The following is a 20764-nucleotide window of genomic DNA, read 5'->3' as shown; positions in this document are numbered from 1 at the left end:
GCGGCAGGATGGACACCATGCCGAACCGACTGGCGCACGAGACGTCCCCCTACCTCCTTCAGCACGCCGACAACCCCGTCGACTGGTGGCCCTGGTCGGCGGAGGCCTTCGAGGAGGCCCGCAAGCGGAACGTGCCCGTGCTGCTCAGCATCGGATACAGCAGCTGTCACTGGTGCCACGTCATGGCGCACGAATCCTTCGAGGACCAGCAGACCGCCGAGTACCTCAACACGCACTACGTGAGCGTGAAGGTCGACCGCGAAGAGCGTCCCGACGTGGACGCCGTCTACATGGAGGCCGTGCAGGCCGCGACCGGTCACGGTGGCTGGCCCATGACCGTCTTCCTCACCCCGGAGGCCGAGCCGTTCTACTTCGGCACGTACTTCCCGCCCGCCCCCCGTCAGGGCATGCCGTCCTTCCAGCAGGTCCTCCAGGGTGTGCGGCAGGCGTGGGACGAGCGGCGGGACGAGGTGACCGAGGTCGCCGGGAAGATCGTCCGGGACCTGGCCGGGCGGGAGATCTCCTACGGTGGCGACCAGGCCCCCGGTGAGCAGGAACTTGCGCAGGCGCTGCTCGCGCTCACCCGCGAGTACGACCCGCAGCGCGGCGGATTCGGCGGGGCGCCGAAGTTCCCGCCGTCCATGGTGCTGGAGTTCCTGCTGCGCCACCACGCCCGCACCGGTGCCGAGGGCGCCCTGCAGATGGCGCGGGACACCTGCGAGCGCATGGCCCGGGGCGGTATCTACGACCAGCTCGGGGGCGGCTTCGCCCGCTACTCCGTCGACCGTGACTGGGTCGTGCCGCACTTCGAGAAGATGCTGTACGACAACGCCCTGCTGTGCCGGGTCTACGCCCACCTCTGGCGCGCGACGGGCAGCGAGCTCGCCCGCCGGGTCGCCCTGGAGACGGCCGACTTCATGGTGCGTGAACTGCGCACCCAGGAGGGCGGTTTCGCCTCGGCGCTGGACGCCGACAGTGACGACGGGACCGGCAAGCACGTCGAGGGCGCGTACTACGTGTGGACGCCCGGGCAGCTGCGTGAGGTGCTCGGCGAGCAGGACGCCGAGCTCGCCGCGCGGTACTTCGGGGTGACCGAGGAGGGCACCTTCGAGCACGGCCAGTCGGTCCTGCAGCTTCCGCAGCAGGACGGTCTGTTCGATGCCGAGAAGGTCGCCTCCGTCCGGGAGCGGCTGCTCGCGAAGAGGGCGGAGCGGGCCGCGCCCGGCCGGGACGACAAGGTCGTCGCCGCCTGGAACGGACTTGCGATCGCCGCGCTCGCCGAGACCGGTGCCTACTTCGACCGGCCCGATCTGGTCGAGGCCGCCGTCGCCGCCGCGGACCTCCTGGTCCGGCTGCACCTCGATGAACAGGCCCGGCTCACCCGTACCAGCAAGGACGGCCACGCCGGTGCCAACGCGGGCGTGCTGGAGGACTACGCCGACGTGGCCGAGGGCTTCCTCGCGCTGGCGTCCGTCACCGGTGAGGGCGTCTGGCTGGAGTTCGCCGGGTTCCTCCTCGACCACGTCCTGGTGCGTTTCACCGACGAGGAGTCGGGCGCCCTGTTCGACACCGCCGCCGACGCCGAGCGGCTGATCCGCCGTCCGCAGGACCCGACCGACAACGCCGCCCCGTCCGGCTGGACCGCGGCGGCGGGCGCCCTACTGGCGTACGCCGCGCACACCGGATCGGAGCCCCACCGCACCGCCGCCGGGAAGGCCCTGGGCGTCGTCAAGGCGCTCGGGCCGCGCGTGCCCCGGTTCATCGGCTGGGGGCTCGCCGCAGCGGAGGCCGCGCTGGACGGGCCGCGCGAGGTCGCGATCGTGGGACCGTCCCTCGAACACGAGGGCACGAAGACCCTGCACCGCACGGCACTTCTGGCCACCGCGCCCGGCGCGGTCGTCGCCGTCGGCGCTCCGGGGAGCGACGAGTTCCCGCTGCTCGCGGACCGTCCGCTGGTCGGCGGTGAACCGGCCGCGTATGTCTGCCGCAACTTCACATGCGATGCGCCGACCACGGAAGTCGACCGGCTGCGTGCGGCGCTGAGCGACTGAGGCCGGGAACCGAGGGAGAAGCGCTACCGGAGGGGAGCGGGTGTCACAGGGGGGCAGCCCGACGTCGCACCACCGTCAGCGGCGCTCGGACCGAAACTCCATCGCCCGCTCCACGATCGCCTCCAACTGCTCGTGGTGCGCGCCCTTCCAGTAGGCCCGCCCGCACGCGCCGCACTGCGCGAACACGTCGTACGTCCGGTGCGTGCCCTGTTCGAGCTGGTCCGCGACGTCGTCCTTGGAGGCCTCGCGGAGCACCCCGTTGCAGGCGGTGCACCGCGTCCAGGGAAGCAGCTCGGGCTCGAACCGGCCCAGGACGTCCCACAGCTGTTCCTCGGGGTGCGTGCTGTACACGAACGCCCCCGCCCACAGCTCCCGCCTGCGCAGCAACCCCCGGTCGCGGCTCAGCATGACCCGCTGCTCGGCGGCCGAACGCGCGGCGAGGGCGGGGTCGCCGATGTCGGTCGACTCGTAGGCCGTGTCCACGCCGAGCAGCCGCAGCCGGCGGGCCAGCGTGCCGAGGTGCACGTCGAGGAGGAACCGCAGGGGAGCGCCCGGAACCTCCTGCGGGCGGGCGACGGCCCGGACGGCCACCGACTCGCCGGCCGCCGGGACGTGCGAGACGGACACCTCGCGGCCGTCGACGAACAGCGCGCCCACCTCGGTCAGCGGCACACCGAGGGACTCGATGACATGGCCCAGGCCGGCGACGCCGTCGGTGGCGGCCCGTACGGTGTCCGACCGCCGGGCGCGGGGGACGAAGACGTGCAGTTCGGGGGCGAACTCGACGTGGATCTCGGGACCGTTCACGCGGTCAGGATGTCACGGTGACCGGCCGTCGCCTCAGGGTTTTCCGGTCGGCGGGCCGTGCTCCAGGACGTCCAGGGCGCGGTCCACGAGTTCCCTGATGTCGTCCCGGTGGCCGGTCTCCGCCCAGTAGTGGGAGACCTCCATCAGCCCGCCCATCACGGACATCGCGAAGACCCGTAGCTCCAGGCTGTCGGGGTCGAGCCCGGAGCGCTCGGCGAGGGCCTCGCGCAGCAGCCGGCCGGTGGCGGACATGCTCTCGATCATGCGGGCCCGGACGGCGGGCACCTCGACCCCGAGCCGCGCCCGCAGCCGGGTCACCTCGGGTTCCTGGGCGAGGCTCAGGTCGAGGGCCGTGCGCATCACGTGCCTGAGGACGTCGGCCCAGGACTCGTCCTCCGGCCGGGCCCGCAGCTCCGCCGGCATCACCGGGTCCCACTCGTCGGTGATGACGATGTCCTCCTTGGTCGGGAAGTAGCGGAAGACGGTCGACGGCGACACCTCGGCGCGGTCGGCGATCTGCTCGATCGTCGTGGCCTCGTAGCCCTGCTCCTCGATCAGCGCGTAGGTCGCGGTGCGGATCGCCTCGCGGGTCTTGATCTTCTTCCGCTCCCGGAGTCCCAGGTGAGGGCGGTCGGCGGGGGTGGTGCGTGGGGCCGTCATGAAGGTCATTGTCGGGCATCGGCCCCAGGCTCGGCCACGGCCGGGGTCTCGCTCCCCGTGTCCGTCCCCCAGAAATTGATAGCAGATTTCAAAAAGTAGTGAATGTCAATCGGAAGTCGCTTTCGACGCAACGAAAACGGCCACGGCTGGGAGCCGTGGCCGGGAAGGTCGAGCGAGCGGGCTAGGCGTGCTGGTACGCCACCAGGGAGATCCCCACGTAGTGCGTGATGAAGGCGGCCAGGGTGAGGGAGTGGAACACCTCGTGGAAGCCGAACCAGCGCGGTGACGGATTGGGCCGCTTGAGTCCGTAGACCACACCGCCCGCGCTGTAGAGCACGCCGCCGACGATGACCAGGACCAGGACGGCGATGCCGCCGGTCCGCATGAAGTCAGGCAGGTAGAACACGGCCGCCCAGCCCATCGCGAGGTAGCACGGCGTGTAGAGCCAGCGCGGGGCGCCGACCCAGAAGACGCGGAAGGCTATGCCGGCCACCGCCGCGGCCCAGATGCCCCACAGCAGCCACTCGCCCTTGGCGCCCGGCAGCAGCAGCATGGTCAGCGGAGTGTACGTGCCCGCGATGATCAGGAAGATGTTGGCGTGGTCCAGACGGCGCAGGACGCCGTCCATGCGCGGACTCCAGTCACCCCGGTGGTACAGCGCGCTCACGCCGAACAGCAGGCAGGCGGTCAGAGCGTAGACACCGCAGGCGATGCGCCCTCTGGTCGAGTCGGCGAGGGCGGTCAGCACCAGGCCCGCGACGAGGGCGGCCGGAAACATGCCGAGGTGCAGCCAGCCGCGGAGCTTGGGCTTCACCGGGTGAGGCAAGTGCAGCGCCTTCGGACCGCTGCCGTCGTCCGGCGTGTCCGTGGGCGCGTCGGGGGCGAACGCAGTCATGGCCGAATGGTAGCTACGGAACCGTAAGTGACGTATCACTCAGGCCGATTGACCGGCGAAGAGTGGCCATCCTCTCACCGTGTCCGACCAGTGGTTACGCAAACGGACGGTCTGATGAACCCAACGTGCACGCAAAGCGTGCGCGAGAAACCGTGGCGATCCTCACGTTGCTCACCTGTGCGCTCCTCTGGACAGATGGGCGCGTACGTCGGATGATCAAATGAGTGCGGTCGGCACCGGATGAGCGCCAGGTTTCACCGTGAAGCATCCGGGTCGCAGCCCCCACGGGGCCTCCACATCACCAAAAAACCCTCATTTAGGAGCAATCGTGGCGCGCGACATCGCGGCTCCCACCGTCCCCACCACCCATCAGGGGCTGATCTCGTGGGTGAACGAGATCGCCGAACTGACGCAGCCGGACAACGTGGTCTGGTGTGACGGATCCGAGGCCGAGTACGAGCGACTGTGCGGGGAGCTCGTCGAGAAGGGCACCTTCCGGAAACTCGACCCGATCAAGCGCCCCCACTCCTACTACGCGGCATCCGACCCCACGGACGTCGCACGCGTCGAGGACCGGACGTTCATCTGCTCCGAGAAGGAGCAGGACGCCGGCCCGACCAACCACTGGAAGGCCCCTGCCGAGATGCGGGAGATCTTCCAGGGGTCCGGTGGCGAGGGCGGCCTGTTCCGCGGCTCGATGCGCGGCCGGACCATGTACGTGGTGCCCTTCTGCATGGGCCCGCTCGGCTCGCCGCTGTCCGCGCTCGGCGTGGAGATCACCGACTCCGCGTACGTCGCCGTCTCCATGCGCACCATGACCCGCATGGGGCAGCCCGTCCTGGACGAGCTCGGCTCCGACGGGTTCTTCGTCAAGGCCGTGCACACCCTGGGCGCCCCGCTGGAGCCCGGCCAGGAGGACGTCCCCTGGCCCTGCAACCAGACCAAGTACATCTCGCACTTCCCCGAGGACCGCGAGATCTGGTCCTACGGCTCCGGCTACGGCGGCAACGCCCTGCTCGGCAAGAAGTGCTACGCCCTGCGCATCGCCTCCGTGATGGCGCGTGACGAGGGCTGGCTGGCCGAGCACATGCTGGTCCTCAAGCTGACCCCGCCGCGCGGCGAGGCCAAGTACGTCGCCGCGGCCTTCCCGAGCGCCTGCGGCAAGACCAACCTCGCCATGCTGGAGCCGACGATCCCCGGCTGGACGGTCGAGACCATCGGCGACGACATCGCCTGGATGCGCTTCGGCGAGGACGGCCGCCTCTACGCCATCAACCCCGAGGCCGGCTTCTTCGGTGTCGCCCCCGGCACCGGCGAGCACACCAACGCCAACGCGATGAAGACGCTGTGGGGCAACTCCGTCTTCACCAACGTCGCCCTCACCGACGACAACGACATCTGGTGGGAGGGCATGACGGAGGAGACCCCGGCCCACCTGACGGACTGGAAGGGCAACGACTGGACCCCCGAGTCCGGCGTCCCGGCCGCCCACCCCAACGCCCGCTTCACCGTCCCGGCCTCGCAGTGCCCGATCATCGCGCCGGAGTGGGAGGACCCCAAGGGCGTGCCGATCTCGGCGATCCTCTTCGGCGGCCGCCGCGCCACCGCCGTGCCGCTGGTGACGGAGTCCTTCGACTGGAACCACGGCGTCTTCCTCGGCGCCAACGTGGCCTCCGAGAAGACCGCCGCCGCCGAGGGCAAGGTCGGCGAGCTGCGCCGCGACCCGTTCGCGATGCTGCCGTTCTGCGGCTACAACATGGGCGACTACATGGCCCACTGGGTCGACGTGGCCAAGGACAAGGACCAGTCCAAGCTGCCGAAGATCTACTACGTCAACTGGTTCCGCAAGGACGACGAGGGCAAGTTCGTCTGGCCCGGCTTCGGCGAGAACTCCCGCGTCCTGAAGTGGATCGTGGGACGCCTGGACGGCACGGCGGAGGGCGTCGAGACCCCGATCGGCGTCCTGCCGACGAAGGACGCCCTCGACACAGGCGGCCTGGAACTGTCCGACGGCGACCTGGAGTTCCTGCTCACGGTCGACAAGGAGGTCTGGCGCGAGGAGGCCGCCCTGGTCCCCGACCACCTCAACACCTTCGGCGAGCACACGCCGAAGGAGCTGTGGGACGAGTACCACGCGCTGGTCAAGCGCCTGGGCTGAGCCCCACCCCGGAACTCCGCGGCCGGCCGGAACCGACAGTGCCCTGACCAGCAACATCGTCACGGCCGGCCGCGGTGACAGCACCACCTTCGGACAGGGGCCCGCACAACGGCGTGCGGGCCCCTGTTCCGCGGGGTTGGTCGCGCCCCCTTGCTCACGAGATCTTCACGCCTGTTTCATTCCCTCTACAGGTGCCTCGCCTGTTCCGGCGAGGCGCTCGACGCAGCCTGTGGGGGGCACAGTTGAACACTGCACACCGTTCCAGACGGCTCGCGGCGACCCTGTCCGCCGCGTTACTCGCGGGGACCGGACTGACTGTCGCCGCCGCACCCGCGGCGCACGCGGCGGCCTCCGACGCCGTGGCCAAGCTGCCGATCTCGTCGTACTCGGCGCTGGCCGTCGACAACGTCCACCAGCGTGTCTTCGTGGCGGACAGCAATGTCGGCTACTACCTGAACTCCGGCACCATCGCCGTCTACAACTTCGAGGGCGAGCGCCTCACGACCCTCACCACCAACCAGGCCCATGTCTCCGGCCTCGCGGTGAGCGCCGACGGCAGCAAGCTGTACGCGGGTCTGCGCGACCGTGTCGAGGCCTACGACACCACCACCTACGAACGCACCGTCCTGGCCTACGTCAGCACCGACACGTGCGGCCGGGAGCTCGCCCAGTCCGGCGGCCAGCTCTGGTTCACGACGCCGTACGCGTCCTCGACCTCCCAGTGCGCCACCTCCGAGACCCAGCTCGACGGGTTCGTGAACGGCGTCCACACGCGCACCGGCTGGAACGACTACGGCGATCTGCTGCTGGAGGCCGGGCCCGGCAACCGCATGCTCATGGGCCAGCCGCGCAACGCGAAGGCCGCCGACCCCTTCGTGGCCGTCTACGACACCGGCGACAGCGCCATCGTCCGCAAGGCCGCACGGCGCTTCGCCGACGGCCAGGGCGACGGCGCCCTGAACCTCAAGGACCTGGCGTTCTCCGCCGACGGCAACAAGGTCGCCCTCGCCGACGCCACCGCCGGCACGCGGCTGCTGAACTCCGACGACCTGTCGGACGCGGCCACCGGCTACCGGCCCCTGCCCGACGGTGCCACCGCCGGCGCGGTCGCCTTCAGCGGCGACGGCAAGTACATCGCGCGCGGAGCCTCCGCCACCGGTGCCGTCCCCGACCTGCTGGTGCAGCCCGCCGACCCGGGCGACTCCACCGCCCCGCTGGAGTTCGTCTTCGAGGGCAGCCTCGACGGGGACCGGGTCGTACCGCGTGGCATGGAGTGGTCGGCGGACGGCTCCCGGCTGTTCGCGGTCACCACCGACACGGCGGGCGGCCAGTACTGGCTGCACGTCATCAAGCCGCCGGCCGTCCAGTACGACACCCGCTTCACCGGGGACCTCACCCACAGCCCCGGCCAGGCCGTGGCGGGCGAGCCGCTGGCCGTGCGCGGCAGGCTGGAGCAGGACGGGCCGGCGCCCGCCGAGCCGCTGAAGGTCAAGGCGACCCGCACCGACGCGGACGGCACCCACGACCTGGGCACCGCCACCGTCAAGGCGGACGGCACCTTCACGGTCCTCGACGAGCCCGACCTCGTCGGCGAGGCCACGTACACCGTGTCCTACCTCGGCGACCTGACCCACCGCCCGGCCACGGACGTCACCCACACCGTGACCGTCGGCAAGGCGCCCACCTCCCTCTCGCTCACCGCACCGGAGGAGGCGAGCATGTCCGACGGCATCGAGATCACCGGCAGGTTCACCGCCCAGGGCAAGGCACTGCCGGAGCGGGCCGTGCTCAAGGTCGTACGCGAGGACCGCCTGGGCACGGGCACCCTGTCGTCCGTGACGGTCGCCGCCGATGGCACCTTCAAGATCAACGACATCCCCCGCACCCGCCGCGAGGCGACCTACACGGTCACCTGGCCGGGCGACGCCCTGCACGAGGGCTCATCGGCCTCGGCGGAGGTCTACGTCAGACGCTGAGTGGCTTTCCTTGGGGGCGCGGGGAACTGCGCGATCAGCCACAGCTCACCCGCACAGGCCCACGGCCAATGACCCCCACGGCGACACACGGCTCAAGCCAACGCAGTGCGTGGCACCCGGCCCGCGCGTCGCTGCGGGTGCGCGCGGGCCGGGGCCGTCGAAGGGAGCCCGAAGAGGCTCAGTGGGACGCGAGTTCGCGCGGCTCCAGCGCCGCCGAGTGCGCGTCCATCTGCTCGGCGGCCAGAATCGCGGCCGCGGTGTCGGCGCGGGACGCGGCCACCACCAGCGCACGCCCCGCCAGGGCGTGCGCCCGCCGGTGCAGCGCCGCCGCACCGTGCTCGCGCCGGCCGCCGGGGACACGAGCCGGCGTCCGTCCGCCCCGCAGCCGGGCCACCTGCTCCGCGAGCCGCTCCGCCGCGACGTCCAGGCCGGCCGACGGCGCTGCCGCGCGCAGCTCGTCCGTGACGGCGAGCAGGGCGGCGAGATGGCCCGCGAGCTGGATGTCCAGCTCTTCCTCACGGGAGCGGTGAGGGAAGTCGGGGTTGGGGCCGTCCACCGTGTTGTGGACCGACTTGTCGCGGATCGGCTCGTACATGGGAGGGCCTCCTGGATTCTTTCAGGAAGCCATCCTAGCTTAGAATTCGTCTAAAGTTGAGTTGTTCACAAAACCGGACCGCCCGCACACATAGGGTGAGCGGGCGGTTCCGGCGTCGGTACGGATCAGGTCTGGCTGTAGCCGTCCAGGAAGTGCCCGATCCGGCCCACCGCGTCCCTCAGGTCACCGACCGTCGGCAGGGTCACGACCCGGAAGTGGTCCGGCTCCGGCCAGTTGAAGCCGGTGCCCTGGACGACCATGATCTTCTCCCGCCGGAGCAGGTCCAGGACCATCCGCCGGTCGTCCTTGATCTTGAAGACCTTCGGGTCGAGACGCGGGAAGAGGTACAGCGCCCCCTTCGGCTTCACGCAGGTCACGCCCGGGATCTGGGTCAGCAGCTCGTAGGCGACGTCCCGCTGCTCGCGCAGCCGGCCGCCCGGCAGGACCAGCTCGTTGATCGTCTGCCGTCCGCTGAGCGCGGCGACGACGCCGTGCTGCCCCGGCATGTTGGCGCACAGCCGCATGTTCGCCAGGATCGTCAGACCCTCGATGTAGGAGTCGGCGTGCGCGCGCGGCCCGGAGATCGACATCCAGCCCACCCGGTATCCGGCCACCCGGTACGCCTTCGACATGCCGTTGAAGGTGAGGGTCAGCAGGTCGGGGGCGACGGAGGCGGTCGGGGTGTGCGTGGCCTCGTCGTAGAGGATCTTGTCGTAGATCTCGTCGGAGCAGACGAGGAGGTTGTGGCGGCGGGCGATGTCGGTCAGGCCCTTGATCATCGCCTCGTCGTAGACGGCGCCCGTCGGGTTGTTCGGGTTGATGATCACGATCGCCTTGGTGCGGTCGGTGACCTTGCGCTCGACGTCGGCGAGGTCCGGCATCCAGTCGGACTGCTCGTCGCAGCGGTAGTGCACGGCGGTGCCGCCGGACAGGGAGACGGCGGCGGTCCACAGCGGGTAGTCCGGGGCGGGCACGAGCACCTCGTCCCCGTCGTCCAGCAGGCCCTGCATCGCCATCACGATCAGCTCGGAGACGCCGTTGCCGATGAAGACGTGCTCGACGTCCGTCTCGATGCCGAGGGTCTGGTTGTGCATGACGACGGCGCGGCGCGCGGCCAGCAGCCCCTTCGCGTCGCCGTAACCATGCGCCGAGGACACGTTCCGGAGGACGTCCTCCAGGATCTCGGGCGGACACTCGAAGCCGAACGCGGCCGGATTGCCGGTGTTGAGCTTGAGGATCCGATGCCCGGCCGCCTCCAGCCGCATCGCCTCCTCGAGCACCGGGCCCCGGATCTCGTAACAGACGTTGGCGAGCTTGGTCGACTGGATCACCTGCATGTCTGGGAGCTTACGGCCCGGTAACGCCTCGCGGGTCGTGTTTTCCGCCACGTGAGACGCGCCGGTTTGGTGCGATATCGCCATACGCTGCCTCATTGGCCACGCGCGTATCAGCGGTGTACGGGGATGCGGTTTAGGCCAAGGGGGTGGTGCTCCCCGTCTTCGAGGGGTCTGGCGTCACGCGGGCGAAACCGGGCGAACGCCGGAAGCCGGTATCAACTCCCCCAACATCGGCCCCCAAGTGACCGGCGGATCAAGGCGGTTGCGTAGGGTCGGGCGAGGATCTCGGGGTTCCGTCTGTGGAACAGGTTCTTGTGCCGCCCGCCTTGCGACTATCACAATGCGCATGACAACACTGCGGGCGGCCGGAAGATTTCCGGCCGCCTCCGTCGCAAGAGGGGACCCCCCATGAGAAAACCTCTCGCCGCCGCGTTCTTCGCCCTGGCGATAGCCGGGGCCGGCGCGGCTCCCGCGACCGCTGCCGACACCGCCCCCACGGGCGTCGGCAAGGCCGCGGACGCGGGCGAGGTCACGTCTGCCGTAACCGACGTGGTCACGTCCGCAACGGAGACCCTGTCCGGGCTCCGTGGCCCGTCGGCCAAGGCCGTGAACTTCGCCGGCACGGTCGCGCTCAGCAACTGCTCCGGCTCGGTCGTCCGCATGCCGGACTCCGAGGACAACGACCCGGCGCTGGTGATGACCAACGGGCACTGTCTGGAGAGCGGCTTCCCCGCCCCCGGCGAGGTCCGCGTCGACCAGGCCTCCAGCCGCACCTTCGGGCTGCTCAACGCCTCCGGCGCGCGTGTGGCGACCCTGCGCGCCGCCAAGCTGGCGTACGGCACGATGACCGATACGGACGTCGCGTTCTACCAGCTCACCACCACGTACGGGCAGATCAAGAGCTCGTACGGCATCAACGCCCTGACGCTGAACGACTCGCACCCGGTCGCCGGCTCCGCCATCGGCATCCCCTCCGGTTACTGGAAGCGGATCTACAGCTGCAACATCGACGGGTTCGTGCCCACCCTGAAGGAGGGCGACTGGACCTGGAAGGACTCGGTCCGTTACACCTCCGCCTGCAACACCATCGGCGGCACGTCCGGCTCGCCCGTCGTCGACGCCGCCAGCGGCAAGGTCGTCGCCATCAACAACACCGGCAACGAGGACGGCGAGCGCTGCACGGTGAACAACCCCTGCGAGGTCGACGCGAACGGCAACGTGACCGTCCGCAAGGGCATCAACTACGCCCAGGAGACCTACCAGATCCCGTCCTGCTTCGGCATCGACAACAAGCTCGACCTGAGCGCGAGCGGCTGCACCCTGCCCAAGCCGTAGGGCAGAGCGCGAGCCCGGGGCCGGGCGGTCACGCGGGAGGGATCCCGCGGACCGCCCGGCCCGCCAGGGCGTCCGTGCGCCGGCCGTCCTCGATCACGAACCGCCCGCCGACCAGCACATGGGGAATGCCCGTCGGGAGCACCCGCGGCTCGGCGAAACTCGACCCGGCCGCGACCGTCGCCGGGTCGAAGAGCACCAGGTCGGCGACGTACCCCTCGCGGACCAGGCCCCGGTCGGGCAGCCGGAGGCGGGCCGCCGGCCGCGAGGTGAGGTGCGCGACGCACTCCTCCAGCGACATCACCCCCAACTCCCGCACGTAGTGTCCGAGATAGTGCGGGAACGTGCCGTACGCCCGCGGGTGCGGCTTCGCGCCCTGGAGGATGCCGTCCGAGCCGCCGGTGTGCACCCGGTGGCGCATGATCGCCCGGACGTTCTCCTCGTGGCCGACGTGCTGGAGGATCGTCGAGGCCAGCCGGTCGGCCAGCAGCAGGCCGCGCGCCGTCACCCAGGGCACCTCGCCCCGTATGTCCGCCGACTCCTGGACCGTCCGGCCGACGAACTCCGCCAGGGCCGGGTCGCCCACCCCCGAGATCTCGATCGTGTCCCACTCGATGGGCACGCCGTGGCAGCCGTCCGAGCCGGTGACCTCCAGGTCGTGGCGGATGCGTGCCGCGGTCTCCTCGTCCGCCAGCCGCTCGATGGTCCGCTCCGGGCCACCCTCGTTCGCCCAGCTCGGCAGCATCGCCGCGAGGGTCGTGCAGCCGGGCGTGTAGGGGTAGGTGTCGAGGCTGATGTCGGCCCCGGCGGCCAGCGCCTCGTCCAGCAGGGACAGCAGCTCCGGCGCCCGGCCCTTGTTCACACCGAAGTTCATGGTGGCGTGGGCGAGATGCAGGGAGCAGCCCGCCTCCCGGGTCAGGGCGACCATCTCCTCGTACGCCTCCAGGGCGCCCGCGCCGTAGGAGCGGTGGTGGGGGCAGTAGTAGCCGCCGTAGGAGGCCACCACCCGGCACAGCTCGGTCAGTTCGGCGTCCTTCGCGTACATGCCCGGCGTGTACGTCAGGCCCGACGACATGCCGACCGCGCCCTGCTCCATGCCCTCGGCGACCAGCTGCCGCATCCGGTCCAGCTCGGCCGGGGTGGCCTCCCGGTCCTCCCAGCCGACGGCGAGCGCGCGGACCGTGCCCTGGGGGATGAGGTAGGCCGCGTTCACGGCGATGCCCCGGTCCAGCCGGTCCAGGTACTCGCCCACCGAGCGCCAGTCGAAGTCGATGTCGTCACCGGAGCCGTTCCACCCGGCGATCGCGCGGCGCACCTCGCCGAGCGTGCGGTCGTCCACCGGCGCGTACGACAGCCCGTCCTGCCCGATGACCTCCAGCGTGACGCCCTGCGCGGCCTTGGCGCTGTGGTCGGGGTCGCGCAGCAGGGCCAGGTCGCTGTGGGCGTGCATGTCGACGAAGCCGGGGGAGAGGACCAGCCCCTCGGCGTCCAGCTCCCGGCGCGCCTTCGGACGCTGGCAGCCGGCCGCGGACGCCTCCTTGACGATGGACACGATCCGGCCGCCGTCGACCACGACATCGGCCCGGTAGGAGTCCGCGCCGGAGCCGTCCACGACGTCGGCGTCCCGGATGACGAGCTCTTCCATGCCGCGGCCTCCTAGAAGTAGGTACGCACGTAGTCGACGACCGTGCCGTCCGCCTCGGCGACCGGGATCAGGGGCCACTTGTCGAACGACGTGCACGGATGGGACAGCCCGAGTCCGACCCAGTCGCCGACCTCCAGATCCGCCTCGGAGGTGGTGCGCAGCCAGGCGTGCTGGTCCGACAGGGCGGTCACCGTCACACCGTCGGCCGGGCGCTCGGTGCCGTCCCGGCGGATCACCTGCGCGAACGGCAGGTCGAGGTCGTAGGCCGCGTCCCGCTTGCCCGCGTTGACGAAGGCCTGCTCGGCCGTCGGCCGGGACACCACCTGCGTCCACAGGCGGAACGCCGGCTCCAGAGCGCCCTCCTCGGGCACCCGGTTGAACGGGGTGAGCTTGCGGTAGTGGCCGTCGTCGTGCGAGACGTAGGCGCCTGAGCGCAGCAACTTCAGCACCGGCAGGGAGAGTCCGGGGATCTCGGCGAAGACCTCCGCGACCGCGTCGAACCAGGCGCTGCCGCCCGCGCTGACGACGATCTCGTCCAGACCGGTGAAGCGGCCCGCCTTGTCGAAGTCGGCGGCGAGCGCGACCAGCCGCCGCAGCCACGCCGTCACCCGCCCGGGATCGGCCTGCGGCACCTCGCCCTCGTAGCCCGCCACACCCACGAGCCGCAGGGCCCGTGTGCCCGCCACCGCGTCCGCGACCGCCGCGCACTCCGCCTCCGTGCGGACCCCGGTACGGGCGCCCTCACCGGCGGCGAGTTCGACGACGACGTCCACGGGGCGCGTGGCGGCGCCCAGCGCCGCGTCCATCAGCTCCACCCCGCGCACGGAGTCGACGTAGCAGACGAAGGAGAAGTCCGGGTCGGCGTCGAGCTCGGCGGAGACCCAGCGCAGGGCCGCCGGGTCGACCAGTTCGTTGGCGAGGAACACGCGCCGGATCCCGAACGCCCGCGCCACCCGCACCTGGTGCGGCACCGCCAGCGTGATGCCCCACGCCCCGTGCTCGATCTGGCGGTGGAACAGCTGCGGCGCCATGGAGGTCTTCCCGTGCGGCGCGAAGGCCAGGCCGTGCCGGTCCGCGTACACCTCCATGAGCTTCAGGTTGTGCTCCAGCCGCTCGGCGGACAGCGCGAGCACGGGCGTGGCGAAGCCGCCGGTGAAGAGGTTGCGGCGCTGGGCGGCCAGCTCGCCCACGGTCAGGCCGTCGGCGTCCGGCGGGAGGCCCTTGAAGCGGTGGTCGACGCGCTCTGCGGCGAGCCGGGCGAGGGACTCGGCGGCGGTGTCGGCTGTCATGGAGCCTCCCTGATCAGCAGTGTTGCAGTCTTTGCAACATTCATTGCGTATATCGCTCAACGCTGTCTAACATCTCGGCCACCCACGGTCAATGAAACCGCCACCGACCGACACGAAGACCGACACGAAGACCGACGAAGACCGGCACCAAGACCGGCACGAAGAGGAGCTACGAGCATCGTGACCCCCACCGGACCCTGCAACGCCCCCGACGCCGTGGACGTCGTCGCGCTCGGCGAGTCCATGGTCACGTTCCTGCCCTCCCGGCCGGGCCGCCTCGCCGACGTCCCCTCCTTCGACCGGGGCATCGGCGGCGCGGAGTCCAACGTGGCGTGCGTGCTGGCCGCCGCCGGGCACTCGGTGCGGTGGATCAGCCGGGTGGGGGACGACGCGTTCGGCGACCACCTGGTGGAGACGATCGGCGGGTACGGGGTCGACGTGGCCCACGTCCGGCGCGACCCCGACCGGCCCACGGGCATCTACTTCCGCACCGCAGGGGACCGGGCCACCGACGCCCACGAGGTGGCCTACTACCGGGCCGGTTCCGCCGCGTCCGCGATGAGCGCGACGGACCCCGACCCGGCGGCGGTGCGCGCCGGGCGCGTGCTGCACCTGTCCGGCATCACGCCCGCGCTCTCCGGGTCCTGCCTGGACCTGATGCGGGAGCTGACCGCCCACCGCCCCGGCCGCCCCCTTGTCTCCTTCGACGTCAACCACCGGCCCGGCCTGTGGCGCGACACGGACGCCGCGAAGGTGCTGCGCGACCTCGCCCGGGGCGCCGACCTCGTCTTCGTCGGGCAGGACGAGGCCTGGGGGCTGCACAGCCCGGAGGCCGTCCGCGCCGCCCTCCCCGAACCCGAGGTGCTGGTCGTCAAACAGGGCGCCGCAGGGGCGACCGTCTTCGAGAAGCAGGACGTCACCTTCGTGCCCGCGCCCCGCGTCGACGTCGTCGCCGCCGTCGGTGCCGGGGACGCCTTCGCCGCCGGGTTCCTCTCCGCCACCCTGCGCGGACTGCCGGTGCGGGACCGGCTGCGGCACGGGCACCTGATGGCCGCCGCCGCCCTCACCGTCCCCGGCGACCTCGCCACCCCACCCGCCCGGGAGCACGCCGACCGGCTCGTCGCCCTGGACGAGGCGGCATGGGGGAGACTGCGACTCGGCCCCGGCTGGACCGAGGACACCCAGCGGGCCGAGGAGGAGGTACGTACGCCATGAGCCAGACCGTCGACCGCGCGCTCAGCATCCTGCCGCTGCTCGCCGAGGGCCCCGCCGACCTGGGGCAGGTCGCCGACCGCCTCGGCGTGCACAAGTCCACGGCCCTGCGCCTGCTGCGCACCCTCCACGAGCACGGCCTGGTCTACCGCCAGTCCGACCAGCGCTACCGCCTCGGCGCCCGCCTCTTCGCCCTCGCCCAGGAGGCGATGGAGAACCTCGACGTCCGCGAGATCGCCCACCCCCACCTGGTGCGCCTCAACGAGAGCTGCGGCCACACCGTGCACCTCGCCGTGTACGAGGAGAACGAGGTCCTCTACATCGACAAGGTCGAGAGCCGCTACCCGGTGCGGATGTACTCCCGGATCGGCAAGCCCGTCGCCATCACCGTCGCCGCGGTCGCGAAGCTGCTGCTCGCCGACCTGCCCGAGCACGAGCGGCGGGCGGTCGCGGAGAAGCTCGACTACCCCAGTTACACGGCCCGTTCGACACCCAACGCCACCGCGTTCCTGCGCGAGCTGGAGAAGGTGCGCGAACAGGGCTGGGCCACCGACCTCGGCGGCCACGAGGAGTCCATCAACTGCGTCGGGGCGCCCATCCGCGGCGCCGACGGCCGGGTCGTCGCCGCGATGTCGGTCTCCGCGCCGAACGTCGTCGTCACCGCGGACGAACTCCTCGCCCTCCTGCCGCTGGTGCGCCGTACGGCGGACGCCATCAGCGGGGAGTACTCCGGCAGAACACCAGTGAAGGGCACCGTATGACGGACAAGATCGCACTCACCCCCAAGACCCACACCACCCCGCCGGCGAAGTTCTCGCACGGGGTGAAGAAGGGCAACATCCTCCAGGTCGCCGGCCAGGTCGGCTTCCTGCCCGCCGAGGAGGGCAAGGCGCCCACCCCCGCCGGGCCCACCCTGCGCGAGCAGACCCTCCAGACCCTGGCCAACGTCAAGGCCATCCTGGAGGAGGGCGGCGCCTCCTGGGACGACGTGATGATGATCCGCGTCTACCTCACCGACGTCGACCACTTCGCCGAGATGAACGCCCTCTACAACGCGTACTTCGAGGAGCAGGGCCTCACCCAGCCGCCCGCCGCGCGCACCACGGTCTACGTGGGCCTGCCCGCGGGTCTCCTCATCGAGATCGACGCGCTGGCCGTCCTCGGCTGACACCCCCCGCACTCCCGCTCCATGAGGCGCGGCGCCACCGATGCGCCGCGCCGCGCTCCCCCCTACCCAGAAGCCGCATGCCTTTACCCAGAGGACCCCCGAATGTCCCCTTCGCTCGCCGCGTCCGCCCCGGCCCCCGAGGCCCCACCCCACACCGGAGGCCTGCTCCTCCTCGTCGACGGCACGGCCGGACTGCTGCTCACCGCGGCGCTCGGCATCGTGCTGCTCCTGTTCCTCATCATCAAGATGAGACTCCAGCCGTTCGTCGCCCTGCTCGCGGTCTCCATAGCCGTCGGCCTCGCGGCCGGGCTGTCCGTCACCGAACTCTTCGGCACCGTCCAGAAGTCGGACGCCGTCTCCACGATCGAGTCCGGCATGGGCGGCATCCTCGGCCATGTCGCGATCATCATCGGCCTGGGCACCATGCTCGGGGCGATCCTCGAAGTCAGCGGCGGCGCCGAGGTGCTGGCGAGCCGTCTGCTCGGCCTGTTCGGCGAGAAGCGCGCCCCGCTCGCCATGGGCCTCACGGGCCTGATCTTCGGTATCCCCGTCTTCTTCGACGTCGGCATCTTCGTCCTGGCCCCGATCGTCTACGCCGCCGCCAAGCGCTCCGGCAAGTCGATCCTGCTCTACTGCCTGCCGCTGCTCGCGGGCCTCTCCGTCACCCACGCCTTCCTGCCCCCGCACCCCGGCCCGGTGGCCGCCGCCGGTCTCCTCCACGTCGACCTCGGCTGGGTCATCCTCATGGGCATCGTCTGCGGACTTCCGGCCGTGCTGGCCGCGTGGGCGTACTCGGCGTGGATCGGCCGCCGCATCTTCGTCGCCGTGCCGCAGGACATGGTCGAGGCGGCGGACGAGGCCAAGCGGGCCGTCATCGACGAGCAGCGGGCCGCCGGGGTGGCGCCGCGCGAGCAGCCGGTGTCCCTGTCGACGGTCCTCGCCATCATCGGCACGCCGCTGGTCCTCATCCTGGCCGCGACGTTCTCCTCGATCGCCCTGGACCCGTCCACCCTCCGCTCGGTGATCGAGTTCTTCGGCAACCCCTTCGTGGCGCTCACGATCGCCCTGTTCCTCGCGTACTACCTGCTCGGCATCCGGCGCGGCTGGTCCCGCAAGTCGCTGGAGACGGTGTCCACGGCGTCCCTGAAGCCGGTCGGCAACATCCTGCTGGTGGTCGGCGCGGGCGGCATCTTCGGTGCCGTCCTCAAGGCCAGCGGCGTCGCCCAGGCCCTCTCCGACACGTTCAACGACGTGGGCCTGCCGGTGATCGTCCTCTCCTACCTGATCTCCGTGGTCCTGCGCGTGGCCCAGGGCTCGGCGACGGTGGCGATCGTGACGACGGCGGGCATCGTGGCCCCGCTCCTCTCGGAGGGCGACCACTCCCAGGCCTTCGTCGCCCTGGTCATCATGTCCATCTCCGCCGGCTCCATCTTCGCCTCGCACGTCAACGACGGGGGCTTCTGGATGGTGGCCAAGTACTTCGGCATCAGCGAGCGGGACACCCTCAAGTCGTGGACGGTGCTGGAGAGTGTGCTGTCGGTGGCGGGGTTCGTGGTGGCGGCTGTGCTCAGCTTGTTCTTGTAGGCGTCTGATAACGATGCAGGGGCTGACTGTGTGCGGCACAGGTTTGTCGACCATACTGCTCCGCTGTGGAGCAGCGCATAGGTTCGAGCAGCCAGCCCCTGGAAGGCGCCGGATTCGACCCGGCCTTCATCCCCGGGCTCACGTCACCCGCGTCCGCAGAGAAGGCGGGGGAGGACGGGCCGGAGAAGGAGCCTGAGGTCGCGGACGCACTGGACGCCGAGGAGGTCGAGGACGCCGAGAAGGCCGAGGAGGTCGAGGAGGCGGAGCAGGCCGCCCCGGAGTCCGAAGAGGACGCCGTGCCCGACGGGCCCGTCTTCGAGGCGTCCGACCGCCGCGCGAGAATGACCGCCGACCACAGAGGCGTCCGGCTCGTCCTGGACGACCAGGAGTGCGAGTTCCGCTGGGACGAGATCGGCGCGGTCGAGACCGAGACCGCCCGCTTCGGCAAGCGCTACACCGTCACCGTCCACACCCCTGACCGGCGCTGGTACCCGATCGAGATCGAGGCGCCGGCCAGGAGCCGTTTCACGGAGTGGGACAGCCAGCTGGACGCGGTGCTGGACGCCTACTTCGAGGAAGACGCCGGCTAGCCGCAGTACTGGCTCTCCTTGCCGATCGACCGGTACATGCAGTCCGCGTTCTCCAGCAACTGCAGCACCGCGTCCCGGTTACGGGAGGTCTCCCGCTCGATCACCTCGTCGGGCGGGTAGAACCCCCCACCCCCGGACCGCGGATACATCTCGAAGGTGTACGCGAAGATCTTGTGCGCGCCCCAGAGGTAGTCGTCGATCGACCCGTCCGTGATGTACAGGTCGCTGGACTGCTCCGGCGTGTACCCGTTGCTCGCCGCCATCTTCTGCCCGACCGCCTTGAACGCCGCGTTGTCGTCCGCGGTCATCCCCGTCGTCGTGTCGGAGTACGTGTAGCCGAACGGCCACAGCACCAGCTCGCTGTACGTGTGGAAGTCGACACCGGCCTTGATCTGCTGCTTGCCGCCGACGACCCGGCTGCGCACGAAGTCGGCCACGACCTTCACCTCGGGCGCCGACTCGGCGGACGCACCGCGGTACGTCTCGGAGGACGTCGAGCCCGAGGAGCCGCCGCAGCAGCCCCAGCGGTGATTCCAGTTGCGGTTCAGGTCCGTACCGACGTACGAGGAACCGGAGTTGGGCTGGCGGTTCTTGCGCCACGACCGGTACGACCCGGTGGCGATGTCGTACTCGCCGCCGTCCGGATTGACGTCCGGGACGATCCAGATCTCGCGGTTGTTCACCATGCTGGTGACGCGCGAGTCGGAGCCGTAGCCGGAGGTCAGCTCGCGCAGCAGGTAGAGCGCCATCTCGACGGTGAGGTGCTCACGGGCGTGCTGGTGGTGCGTGAACAGCACCTCCGGTTCGGACTCGTCGGTACCGACGTTGTCGCTGATCTTGATCGCGACGATGTTCCGGCCCTGGTACGACTTGCCGATCACGCGCTGGCTCGCGATGGACGGGTTGGCCGAGACGATCGAGTTGATCTCGCTCGTCATTTCCGCGTAGTTGTGGTACTTCGAGTCACCTGACGGGAAGTCGAACAGCCGGACGTCGCCCCTCCCGGCGGACCGGTCGGGGACGGCGCCGAGCGGGGTGACCTCGTAGCCCTGGGCACGCAGTTTCCTGATCTGGTCCGCGCGGCCGGAGACGACCACTCCGTGACCGTGTACCTCGTCCACGGTCACGCCGGTGCGTTGAAGCGCCGTGCGGTCCGCGGCCGTCGAGTGCAGATGGACCTCGTACTGCCGGACGTCGTCGGCCGGGGCGGTCGCCCTGGGCGTGCTGTCGGCTGTGGCGTCGGTCGTCGTCGAGTAGAGGGGCGCCGCCAGGGCGAGGGCGAGAAGCGAGGCGAGGGCCGCGGTGCGTCTGCCGGTGCGGGCGCCGGCGCCTCGTGTGCGAAGTCGCATGAAATCTCCTTGTGGGAGGTGGGGTTGTTCCGTGCGACGTGCTGGTGCGGGTGGGGCATATCGTTCTGTGGATGGCATGAGCAGGTCAAGACTGAAAGTGGCCGTGCAGTGTACGC

17 protein-coding genes are annotated in these 20764 nt (G+C 70.6%); 9 read left to right on the top strand and 8 right to left on the bottom strand.

Annotation, left to right across the window (positions count from 1 at the left end; translation table 11 throughout):
- Positions 1 to 17: 17 nt before the first annotated feature.
- Positions 18 to 2051 (top strand): thioredoxin domain-containing protein, encoded by a 2034-nt coding sequence (locus ABZ016_RS33335; protein ID WP_356920432.1) that lies wholly within the window; start codon positions 18 to 20, stop codon positions 2049 to 2051.
- Between the two features lie 75 nt (positions 2052 to 2126).
- On the opposite strand, the gene ABZ016_RS33330 is transcribed toward ABZ016_RS33335, so the two are convergent.
- The 3 genes from ABZ016_RS33330 to ABZ016_RS33320 all read right to left on the bottom strand — a co-directional run bounded on the left by ABZ016_RS33330 (position 2127) and on the right by ABZ016_RS33320 (position 4413).
- Positions 2127 to 2858, bottom strand: coding sequence for a Mut7-C RNAse domain-containing protein (locus ABZ016_RS33330; protein WP_356920431.1), 732 nt, complete (start codon positions 2856 to 2858; stop codon positions 2127 to 2129).
- Positions 2859 to 2891: 33 nt separating this feature from the next.
- Positions 2892 to 3518, bottom strand: a complete 627-nt coding sequence (locus ABZ016_RS33325; RefSeq protein WP_356920430.1) for a TetR family transcriptional regulator — start codon at positions 3516 to 3518, stop codon at positions 2892 to 2894.
- 181 nt (positions 3519 to 3699) lie between these two features.
- Complete coding sequence (locus ABZ016_RS33320) at positions 3700 to 4413, bottom strand: hemolysin III family protein (RefSeq protein ID WP_356920429.1); 714 nt, start codon at positions 4411 to 4413, stop codon at positions 3700 to 3702.
- 328 nt (positions 4414 to 4741) lie between these two features.
- Here ABZ016_RS33320 and ABZ016_RS33315 point away from each other — a divergent pair, with 328 nt between their 5' ends.
- Both ABZ016_RS33315 and ABZ016_RS33310 read left to right on the top strand, forming a co-directional pair.
- Positions 4742 to 6571 (top strand): phosphoenolpyruvate carboxykinase (GTP), encoded by a 1830-nt coding sequence (locus ABZ016_RS33315; RefSeq protein WP_356920428.1) that lies wholly within the window; start codon positions 4742 to 4744, stop codon positions 6569 to 6571.
- Between the two features lie 242 nt (positions 6572 to 6813).
- Positions 6814 to 8547 carry an Ig-like domain repeat protein gene (locus ABZ016_RS33310; RefSeq protein WP_356920427.1) on the top strand — a complete coding sequence of 578 codons (1734 nt, stop codon included), beginning with the start codon at positions 6814 to 6816 and terminating at the stop codon, positions 8545 to 8547.
- Positions 8548 to 8725: 178 nt separating this feature from the next.
- Here the strand turns inward: ABZ016_RS33310 and ABZ016_RS33305 are convergent, their stop codons facing one another.
- Both ABZ016_RS33305 and ABZ016_RS33300 read right to left on the bottom strand, forming a co-directional pair.
- Positions 8726 to 9142: a hypothetical protein gene (locus ABZ016_RS33305; protein ID WP_356920426.1), complete on the bottom strand. Its 417-nt coding sequence runs from the start codon at positions 9140 to 9142 to the stop codon at positions 8726 to 8728.
- A 125-nt stretch (positions 9143 to 9267) separates the two neighbouring features.
- Positions 9268 to 10479 carry a pyridoxal phosphate-dependent aminotransferase gene (locus ABZ016_RS33300; protein WP_356920425.1) on the bottom strand — a complete coding sequence of 404 codons (1212 nt, stop codon included), beginning with the start codon at positions 10477 to 10479 and terminating at the stop codon, positions 9268 to 9270.
- Between the two features lie 408 nt (positions 10480 to 10887).
- On the opposite strand from ABZ016_RS33300, the gene ABZ016_RS33295 reads away from it, so the two are divergent.
- The gene (locus tag ABZ016_RS33295) at positions 10888 to 11814 is read left to right on the top strand and encodes a serine protease (protein WP_356920424.1); all 927 of its coding nucleotides are present in this window, start codon (positions 10888 to 10890) and stop codon (positions 11812 to 11814) included.
- A 28-nt stretch (positions 11815 to 11842) separates the two neighbouring features.
- Here the strand turns inward: ABZ016_RS33295 and ABZ016_RS33290 are convergent, their stop codons facing one another.
- Together ABZ016_RS33290 and ABZ016_RS33285 are read right to left on the bottom strand one after the other, a co-directional pair.
- Positions 11843 to 13456: a D-aminoacylase gene (locus ABZ016_RS33290; RefSeq protein ID WP_356920423.1), complete on the bottom strand. Its 1614-nt coding sequence runs from the start codon at positions 13454 to 13456 to the stop codon at positions 11843 to 11845.
- Between the two features lie 11 nt (positions 13457 to 13467).
- The gene (locus tag ABZ016_RS33285; RefSeq protein ID WP_356920422.1) at positions 13468 to 14745 is read right to left on the bottom strand and encodes an amino acid deaminase; all 1278 of its coding nucleotides are present in this window, start codon (positions 14743 to 14745) and stop codon (positions 13468 to 13470) included.
- 243 nt (positions 14746 to 14988) lie between these two features.
- Here ABZ016_RS33285 and ABZ016_RS33280 point away from each other — a divergent pair, with 243 nt between their 5' ends.
- From ABZ016_RS33280 to ABZ016_RS33260, 5 genes are all read left to right on the top strand, one after another.
- Positions 14989 to 15960, top strand: coding sequence for a sugar kinase (locus ABZ016_RS33280; protein ID WP_356920445.1), 972 nt, complete (start codon positions 14989 to 14991; stop codon positions 15958 to 15960).
- Positions 15957 to 16718 (top strand): IclR family transcriptional regulator, encoded by a 762-nt coding sequence (locus ABZ016_RS33275; protein ID WP_356920421.1) that lies wholly within the window; start codon positions 15957 to 15959, stop codon positions 16716 to 16718. Before ABZ016_RS33280 ends, ABZ016_RS33275 begins: the two co-directional genes overlap by 4 nt.
- Positions 16715 to 17125: a RidA family protein gene (locus ABZ016_RS33270; protein WP_190902330.1), complete on the top strand. Its 411-nt coding sequence runs from the start codon at positions 16715 to 16717 to the stop codon at positions 17123 to 17125. The genes ABZ016_RS33275 and ABZ016_RS33270 overlap by 4 nt, the downstream gene beginning before the upstream one ends.
- A 102-nt stretch (positions 17126 to 17227) precedes the next feature.
- Entirely contained in the window at positions 17228 to 18709 is a 1482-nt protein-coding gene (locus tag ABZ016_RS33265; protein WP_356920420.1) for a gluconate:H+ symporter, read from the top strand.
- 65 nt (positions 18710 to 18774) lie between these two features.
- Positions 18775 to 19299, top strand: coding sequence for a hypothetical protein (locus ABZ016_RS33260; protein ID WP_356920419.1), 525 nt, complete (start codon positions 18775 to 18777; stop codon positions 19297 to 19299).
- Here ABZ016_RS33260 and ABZ016_RS33255 read toward each other — a convergent pair.
- Positions 19296 to 20648: a M14 family metallopeptidase gene (locus ABZ016_RS33255; RefSeq protein WP_356920418.1), complete on the bottom strand. Its 1353-nt coding sequence runs from the start codon at positions 20646 to 20648 to the stop codon at positions 19296 to 19298. The genes ABZ016_RS33260 and ABZ016_RS33255 overlap by 4 nt on opposite strands.
- Positions 20649 to 20764: the final 116 nt, after the last annotated feature.

Source organism: Streptomyces sp. NPDC006372 (assembly GCF_040612515.1).
GTDB lineage: Bacteria > Actinomycetota > Actinomycetes > Streptomycetales > Streptomycetaceae > Streptomyces.
This window is presented reverse-complemented; position numbering and strand designations above follow the sequence as displayed.

Excerpts from the sequence above, each read along its gene's own strand:
- ABZ016_RS33320 (WP_356920429.1), bottom strand. The coding sequence starts at position 4,413 with ATGACTGCGTTCGCCCCCGACGCGCCCACGGACACGCCGGACGACGGC.
- ABZ016_RS33295 (WP_356920424.1), top strand. The coding sequence starts at position 10,888 with ATGAGAAAACCTCTCGCCGCCGCGTTCTTCGCCCTGGCGATAGCCGGG.
- ABZ016_RS33325 (WP_356920430.1), bottom strand. The coding sequence starts at position 3,518 with ATGACGGCCCCACGCACCACCCCCGCCGACCGCCCTCACCTGGGACTC.
- ABZ016_RS33270 (WP_190902330.1), top strand. The coding sequence starts at position 16,715 with ATGACGGACAAGATCGCACTCACCCCCAAGACCCACACCACCCCGCCG.
- ABZ016_RS33290 (WP_356920423.1), bottom strand. The coding sequence starts at position 13,456 with ATGGAAGAGCTCGTCATCCGGGACGCCGACGTCGTGGACGGCTCCGGC.
- ABZ016_RS33275 (WP_356920421.1), top strand. The coding sequence starts at position 15,957 with ATGAGCCAGACCGTCGACCGCGCGCTCAGCATCCTGCCGCTGCTCGCC.
- ABZ016_RS33285 (WP_356920422.1), bottom strand. The coding sequence starts at position 14,745 with ATGACAGCCGACACCGCCGCCGAGTCCCTCGCCCGGCTCGCCGCAGAG.
- ABZ016_RS33300 (WP_356920425.1), bottom strand. The coding sequence starts at position 10,479 with ATGCAGGTGATCCAGTCGACCAAGCTCGCCAACGTCTGTTACGAGATC.
- ABZ016_RS33335 (WP_356920432.1), top strand. The coding sequence starts at position 18 with ATGCCGAACCGACTGGCGCACGAGACGTCCCCCTACCTCCTTCAGCAC.
- ABZ016_RS33305 (WP_356920426.1), bottom strand. The coding sequence starts at position 9,142 with ATGTACGAGCCGATCCGCGACAAGTCGGTCCACAACACGGTGGACGGC.
- ABZ016_RS33255 (WP_356920418.1), bottom strand. The coding sequence starts at position 20,648 with ATGCGACTTCGCACACGAGGCGCCGGCGCCCGCACCGGCAGACGCACC.
- ABZ016_RS33265 (WP_356920420.1), top strand. The coding sequence starts at position 17,228 with ATGTCCCCTTCGCTCGCCGCGTCCGCCCCGGCCCCCGAGGCCCCACCC.
- ABZ016_RS33280 (WP_356920445.1), top strand. The coding sequence starts at position 14,989 with ATGGTCACGTTCCTGCCCTCCCGGCCGGGCCGCCTCGCCGACGTCCCC.